Source organism: Malaciobacter sp., from assembly GCF_055140965.1.
Genome location: NZ_JBSRRO010000037.1, coordinates 20,881 through 27,410, shown reverse-complemented (window position 1 = coordinate 27,410; position 6,530 = coordinate 20,881). Strand labels below are relative to the sequence as shown.

6 protein-coding genes are annotated in these 6,530 nt (G+C 26.0%); 5 read left to right on the top strand and 1 reads right to left on the bottom strand.

Annotated elements, in window-relative coordinates; all coding sequences use genetic code 11:
• Positions 1 to 615: tetratricopeptide repeat protein (locus ACTCCZ_RS10535; RefSeq protein WP_463187323.1), on the top strand; the 615-nt coding region annotated here is incomplete at its 5' end.
• Between the two features lie 99 nt (positions 616 to 714).
• Here ACTCCZ_RS10535 and ACTCCZ_RS10530 read toward each other — a convergent pair.
• Positions 715 to 1,947 (bottom strand): apolipoprotein N-acyltransferase, encoded by a 1,233-nt coding sequence (locus tag ACTCCZ_RS10530; RefSeq protein ID WP_079579189.1) that lies wholly within the window; start codon positions 1,945 to 1,947, stop codon positions 715 to 717.
• 28 nt (positions 1,948 to 1,975) lie between these two features.
• On the opposite strand from ACTCCZ_RS10530, the gene yajC reads away from it, so the two are divergent.
• The 4 genes from yajC (at position 1,976) to ACTCCZ_RS10510 (ending at position 6,481) form a co-directional block, all read left to right on the top strand.
• On the top strand, positions 1,976 to 2,248 hold the full coding sequence (gene yajC, locus ACTCCZ_RS10525) for a preprotein translocase subunit YajC (protein ID WP_079579191.1): 273 nt from the start codon (positions 1,976 to 1,978) through the stop codon (positions 2,246 to 2,248).
• Positions 2,249 to 2,320: 72 nt separating this feature from the next.
• On the top strand, positions 2,321 to 3,886 hold the full coding sequence (gene secD / locus ACTCCZ_RS10520; protein ID WP_079579193.1) for a protein translocase subunit SecD: 1,566 nt from the start codon (positions 2,321 to 2,323) through the stop codon (positions 3,884 to 3,886).
• Positions 3,886 to 4,857, top strand: coding sequence for a protein translocase subunit SecF (secF, locus tag ACTCCZ_RS10515; RefSeq protein WP_079579195.1), 972 nt, complete (start codon positions 3,886 to 3,888; stop codon positions 4,855 to 4,857). The genes secD and secF overlap by 1 nt, the downstream gene beginning before the upstream one ends.
• A 412-nt stretch (positions 4,858 to 5,269) precedes the next feature.
• On the top strand, positions 5,270 to 6,481 hold the full coding sequence (locus ACTCCZ_RS10510; protein WP_079579197.1) for a pentapeptide repeat-containing protein: 1,212 nt from the start codon (positions 5,270 to 5,272) through the stop codon (positions 6,479 to 6,481).
• The last annotated feature ends 49 nt before the right edge of the window (positions 6,482 to 6,530 follow it).

Here is a 6,530-nt window from a genome sequence, read left to right as displayed (position 1 = left end):
ATAGGATATGCATACTCAGAAGAGCTAAAAGATTATGATAAAGCAATCAAATGGTATAAATACTCAAACTCAATGAAACCAACAGGAACAAACTCAAACTATATGTGCTATGCATATCAAATGAAAAAAGATTATGAAACAGCTATTAAATGGTGTAAAAATGCAATTGATTTAGGTAATAAAGAGGTATATACAAATTTAGGTGATATGTATTTTAATATGAAAAAATATGATAAATCAATAGCAGTTTATGAAGAAGGATATAAAAAAACAAAAAATACTGATTTATTAACAAATATTGCATATATATATGATGAAAAAAAGAAAAATTATAAAACAGCAGAAGAGTGGTATAAAAAAGCATCAACAAAAGGAAATATGAAAGCGTATCAAGGACTTTCATATTTATATTTTTCAAAGTTAGATAAAAAGATTAAATCTTCTGCATACGCAATAGCGTTAATAGAAAATAAATATAGTAAGAATTCAGTAATTAAAATATTAAAAGAAAGAAACTTTTCAAACGAAACAATAAAAAAAGGCTATGAGTTACAATTAAACTCAGATGAGTTTCCTATTAAGTATAAAGGTAAATTGGGATTAGACGATGAATAAAACAGTATATAAATAAAAGAATTAACTTGTATCTTATTTCTTGAAGCATTTCAAACTCACCTATATTGCTATTAAGTTTAAAGGTGAGTTAGAATTGTATTAAGGCTTTATTATAAGATTTTCACTTTTATTAACTGTGTGATAGATTATTGCATTATACTTTTTAGCATAATATTTCATTAGAAGTTTTTGTATTGTGGGTTCAATTGATGGCATAAACCAAGCATTATTTGATATTGCAATAATATATTTTGTTTCATTTAGATTTTGGAAAATTTCATCTGTAGTTGCTTCATAGCAAATTGCATTTCTGAAGTTGTAGCCTTTAATATTAAAATCTGTAGGTTTGCTTGCTTTTGAATAATCTTGCGCGCCATCATAGAAAATTTTATTTATTAAATCTGTTAAGATTTTTGGAAGTGGTATCTCTTCTCCAAAAGGTACTAAAACTACTTTATTGGCTATTTTTACTTTCTTATTTGAAAAATGAAAAGTTGAATTATAATATCCTTTTTCATCAGAAGACATAGCTCCTGTTATGATATCTATTTTAATAGATTTTTTCTTTAAAAAATCCATTAGAAATTCATTTTTGTCTAAAAGTAAAGGAAACGCTGTTTCAGGTAAAACTACTAAATCATAAGCATTATCAATGGCATAGTTTATTTCATCAATATTTCTATCTATAATATTTAATTTATTTTTTTGATTCCATTTTATATTTTGTGAAGTATTTAATTTAGCCATGTATATTTTTAAGTTTGGTTCTTCTACTTTTAGAGGTTCTGAGTAGTTTATTGCAAATAGTAGTGGAATAATAGCAAGGGCTTTATATTTTAATTTTCTTGTTAGAAAAAACATACTTATAATAATTAATGCAAAGCTTAATTTTGAAGTATCAAAATATGAATCAATAAATAAAAGTTCAAGTTTAAACCAATTGAATCCAAAAGGCTCAATATATGTAAGTGCAAAAATGGCAAAAGCTCTAAAAATAGGTTTTTTTATAAAATCAATTAGAAAAAATAAAAAAGCAATAATTAATCCAAATGCAATAGTTACAAAAGGAATTAAATATATTAAATCATAATAAATAAAACTAAAAGCTATCCAATAAAACCAAAATATTCCAGTAAAAAAACCAGCAATTACTAAAGATACTCTAGGAATTGTAAGAAGCATAAAAATACTAGCTAGGCCTAAAATAGAATTTAATAGTTTTATTTCTATACTAAAATGGGATAAGTAGATAAAACAACTAAGTAATATTGCAGTTATCAAGCCTTTTATTATAATAGTTTTGTTAAAATTAACACGTTTTACTAAAAACATAGAAAAAACTTTACTAAAAGGAAATTTAATGGAAGGTCAAAGTGCTGATTTAATAAGCTCATTACTACCTCTAGTTGCATTATTTGCGATTTTTTATTTTTTAATTATCAGACCACAGCAAAAACAAGCTAAGGCTCATAAGCAAATGATTACTGAATTAAAAAAGGGTGATAAGATTGTAACAAATGGTGGCTTAATGGTAGAAATTACAAAAGTTGAAGAAGACTTTTTAATTGTAAAAAATCACGACAACACTGAAATGAAATTAAAAAAAGAGTTTGTTGCAAAACTTTCAGAATAATTTAAACTATTTTAAAACATACAATCTTTGTATGTTTTAAATTTTCTATGTACTACAAGCTAAGGAAAATAATTGAAAATCTTTAATTATAGACTAATAATTTTTATATTAAGTATCATATTTGGAGTTGTGTTTTCAATACCTTCATTTATGCAGACTGATACTGGTAAAAAGATTGCATTAGGACTTGACCTTCAAGGTGGTCTTCATATGCTTTTGGGAGTTCAGACAAATGAAGCTGTAACTTCAAAAATAAAAAGTATTGCAACTTCAATAAAATATTTTGCAGAAGAAGAAGACCTATTAATCGAAGAGTTAAGTATCAACGAAGATAGTGTAAGTTTTACGGTATTAGATGGTGATGAAATTCCAAAAATTGAAAAAATGTTGGAAAAAATCGATGGCTTAAATATTGCTATTGATTCTTTAAATGTTGATGTAAGTTTAACAGAAGAAGAGATAGCAAGAACAAAAGACTTGTCTGTATCTCAAGCAGTTGAAACTATTAGAAATAGACTTGACCAGTTTGGTTTATCTGAGCCTACAGTTATAAGACAGGGTGAAACTGATATTGTTGTACAACTTCCAGGAATTAAATCTCAAGAAGAAGAAAAATCAGCAAGAGAATTGATCTCAAAACCTGCAAATTTAGAACTTATGGCTGTTGATGAAGAAAGAGCTGATAGAGTTTATACTATGAGTGATGCACAAGCAGCTGAATATGGTGATATTATTTTAGAAGATACAAACAACTCAAATGTTTTATATCTTGTAAAAGAAATACCAATTTTAAATGGTGATCAAGTAATAGATGCAAAAGTAGCATTTGATCAATCAAATCAACCAATAATTAATTTTACTTTAAACTCTGCTGGTTCAAGAATCTTTGGTGATTTTACAGCAAAAAGTATTGGTAAAAGACTTGCTGTTGTTTTAGATGGGAAAGTATATTCTGCTCCTTCAATTAGAGAAAGAATTGGTGGAGGAAGTGGACAAATTTCTGGTGGATTTACTATTGCAGAAGCTGGGAATGTTGCTATTGCTTTAAGAAGTGGTGCATTACCTGCATCTGTTAAGCTTTTAGAAAAAAGAAGTGTAGGACCATCTCTTGGTGCTGATTCTATTAAAGCTTCAATGCTTGCACTTATTTTAGGGTTTATTTTAGTTGTAATTTTTATGGTAGTTTATTATAGACGTGCTGGACTTATTGCAAATATTGCACTAGTTACAAATATCTTTATTATTATATCTGTTATGGCAATGTTTGGAGCTACTTTAACCTTGCCTGGTATGGCTGGTATAGTTTTAACTGTTGGTATGGCTGTTGATGCTAATGTTATTATTACTGAAAGAATTAGAGAACTAATTAAAAAAGGTAAATCAATTCCAAAAGCTATTGAAGATGGCTACTCAAATGCAATGAGAGCAATCTTAGATGCAAATATTACAACACTATTGGTTGCTGTAATACTTTATGCTTATGGTACAGGTCCTATTAAAGGGTTTGCTGTGACTATTTCTATTGGTATTTTAGCATCTATGTTAACAGCAATTTTGGGTACGCATGGTATTTATGAAGCATTAATGCCTAAAATATCAAAAGATAAAAACGTTAAAAAATGGTTTGGAGTTAGTTAATGGAAATTTTTAAATCAAACAAAGTATATAACTTCATGGGAAGAAGATTACCTTTTTTAGGTTTTTCTTCGATTTTATTTATAGCATCGATAGTTCTTTTATTAGTAAAAGGCTTAAATTTTGGTATTGATTTTGCTGGTGGAACTATTGTTCAAGTAAAATATGAAAAAGCTGCTCCAATTTCAGATATTAGAGATGTTTTAAAAACAAAACCTGAGTATGCAAATGCTATTATTTCAAAATTTGGAAGTGATGAAGAGGTTGTTATTAGACTTTCTGGTTCATCTTCTGATTTATCAACAGATATTAGTGATAAAATTCATATTGTATTAGATCCTACTGGAGATTTTGAAGTAAGAAGAGTTGATATTGTTGGTCCAAAAGTAGGTAATGAATTAAGAGAAAAAGGCTTTATGGCTTTAGCATTATCAATAATAATCATCTTAATTTACGTTAGTTATAGATTTGAATGGAGATTTGCAGTTGCTTCTATTTTAGCACTTGTGCATGATATTACTATTGCACTTGGTGCAATTTCTTTATTCTCTGTGGAAGTAAACTTAGATATTCTAGCAGCAATTTTGACCATCTTAGGGTATTCACTAAATGATACAATTATTGTATTTGATAGAATTAGAGAAGGGGTTCAATCTTCTAAAGAAACAGCTCTTGAAAAAATTGTAAATGAATCTGTTAGTATGACTTTATCAAGAACTACTCTTACTTCATTGACAACTTTCTTTGTTGTTGCAACACTGTTTGCATTTGGTGGTGAGATAATCCATGGATTTGCCTTTACATTACTTGTAGGTATTGTAGTAGGTACTTATTCATCTATATTTATAGCAGCATCATTCTTAGTTCAATTAAAGTTCTCAATTGCAGACTTTAGAGCTAAAGAAGCTGAAAAAGTTAAAAGACAAAAAGAGAAAGAAAAAATAAGAGCCATGTATGAAAAAGGAACAGTTTAGAAGCGATAGCTTCTAAACAGTCCTTTTTAAAACTATACTACTTCAAAACAAAAAAACTACTCAGTCACTTACTTCAGTAAGCTCCTTCATATTTTTTTCATTTTTCATTGTCTAATTTTAAAAATTCCAATTTATAAGCTATCCCTCAAAGTTTTGAGAAAAAGAGAAAAGCTGAAATTATCAAATATGAGCATTTGAAAATAGCGTTAAGTAAAAATAAAAAAATATGTTAATAAATCAAAACTGTTTGAGACAAAGTCGAGTTTTTTGATTTTAATATTTTTTTATTTTTATAGCGTAATTTTAATTTCTGCTCATGATTTTTTGTATTACTTTTTATAAAAAAAGTAATAAAAGACTCCAAAGGGCAATTTGAATATAATAAATCCAATAGTTTATTTAAAGAGTATAAATGTGTAGTATTGAAAATTGTAGTTTAGAAAATTTTGGAGATAGTGATAAATGTATTTTACATTGTGAAAAGAAAAAAACTAATTTGAGTAGGCGATGTATAGAGTTTTTTTTTAAAACATTTTCTAAGAATGTATTAAACCAAAAAAGACATTCAAATAGTGATATAGAAATTTATAAAGTTATCTTCCCCAATAAAAAAATTCATAAAATTTGGAAGCTACTTTTAAAAAAAAATATTTATTTTAAAGAGTGCACTTTTTATGGTGAAATTATCATTAAATCCATTGATTTTAAAAGTAAAATATATTTGAAAAACTGTATCTTTGTTAAAGGCTTAAATTTAGAACATTGTTTAATTGATGGTGACATAACATTTAACAATTGTTTTTTTCAAGAAAAATGTTCATTTTATAAAACTATATTTAATGGGTTTCTTAATTTAGAAAATAGCATTTTTAATAAAAAATTAGAGTTAAAGTATGGAGTTTTTAAAAATAAGGTTAATTTTAAAAATGCAACTTTTAAAAATAAAGTTAATATCCCTTATGCAGATTTTAAATCAATTAATAACTATTTAAATATAAATATTAACATTAGAAAAAATGATAGAGAAACTGCAAGGATTATAAAAGATTCTTTTGAACAGCAAAACAATATTATAGAAGCAAATAAATTTTATGCAATAGAAATGCAAAAAAGAGAAGATGAATTATCTAAAGATATAAAAAAAGGTAAGAATATTTTTGATTGGTTGATTTTTAAAATTCATGGTATCTCTTCAAATCACTCTCAAAGTTGGATTACTGCACTTTTATGTATCTTAATTGTGGGACTCATATCTTCATTGTATGATTACTCTTTATTTACACAACATAATGAAACAATTGACAAGATAGCACTAAATATGAATTATAAATATTATATATTTTTATTAGGTACTTTTATAATATTAAGTGTGAGTTTTTTTATTGCAGCAGTTTTAAAAGAAAATAGAGCAATTTATGTATTTATATTTAGTTCTTTACTTGCAATATATTTATATACTACTCATGATATAAAGTTTGTATTATTTACAAATACAGTAAATCCATTTGCAGTAATGACAAATAATGATACTTTAGATGTAATACAACTTTTATTTAAAATTATCATTGCATTTTTAATATATCAATTTATAATTTCAATAAGACAAAATACAAGAAGAAAATAGAATTTAGATATAAATATTCTCTTTTTTTCACTTGGGTTTATTTTAATTG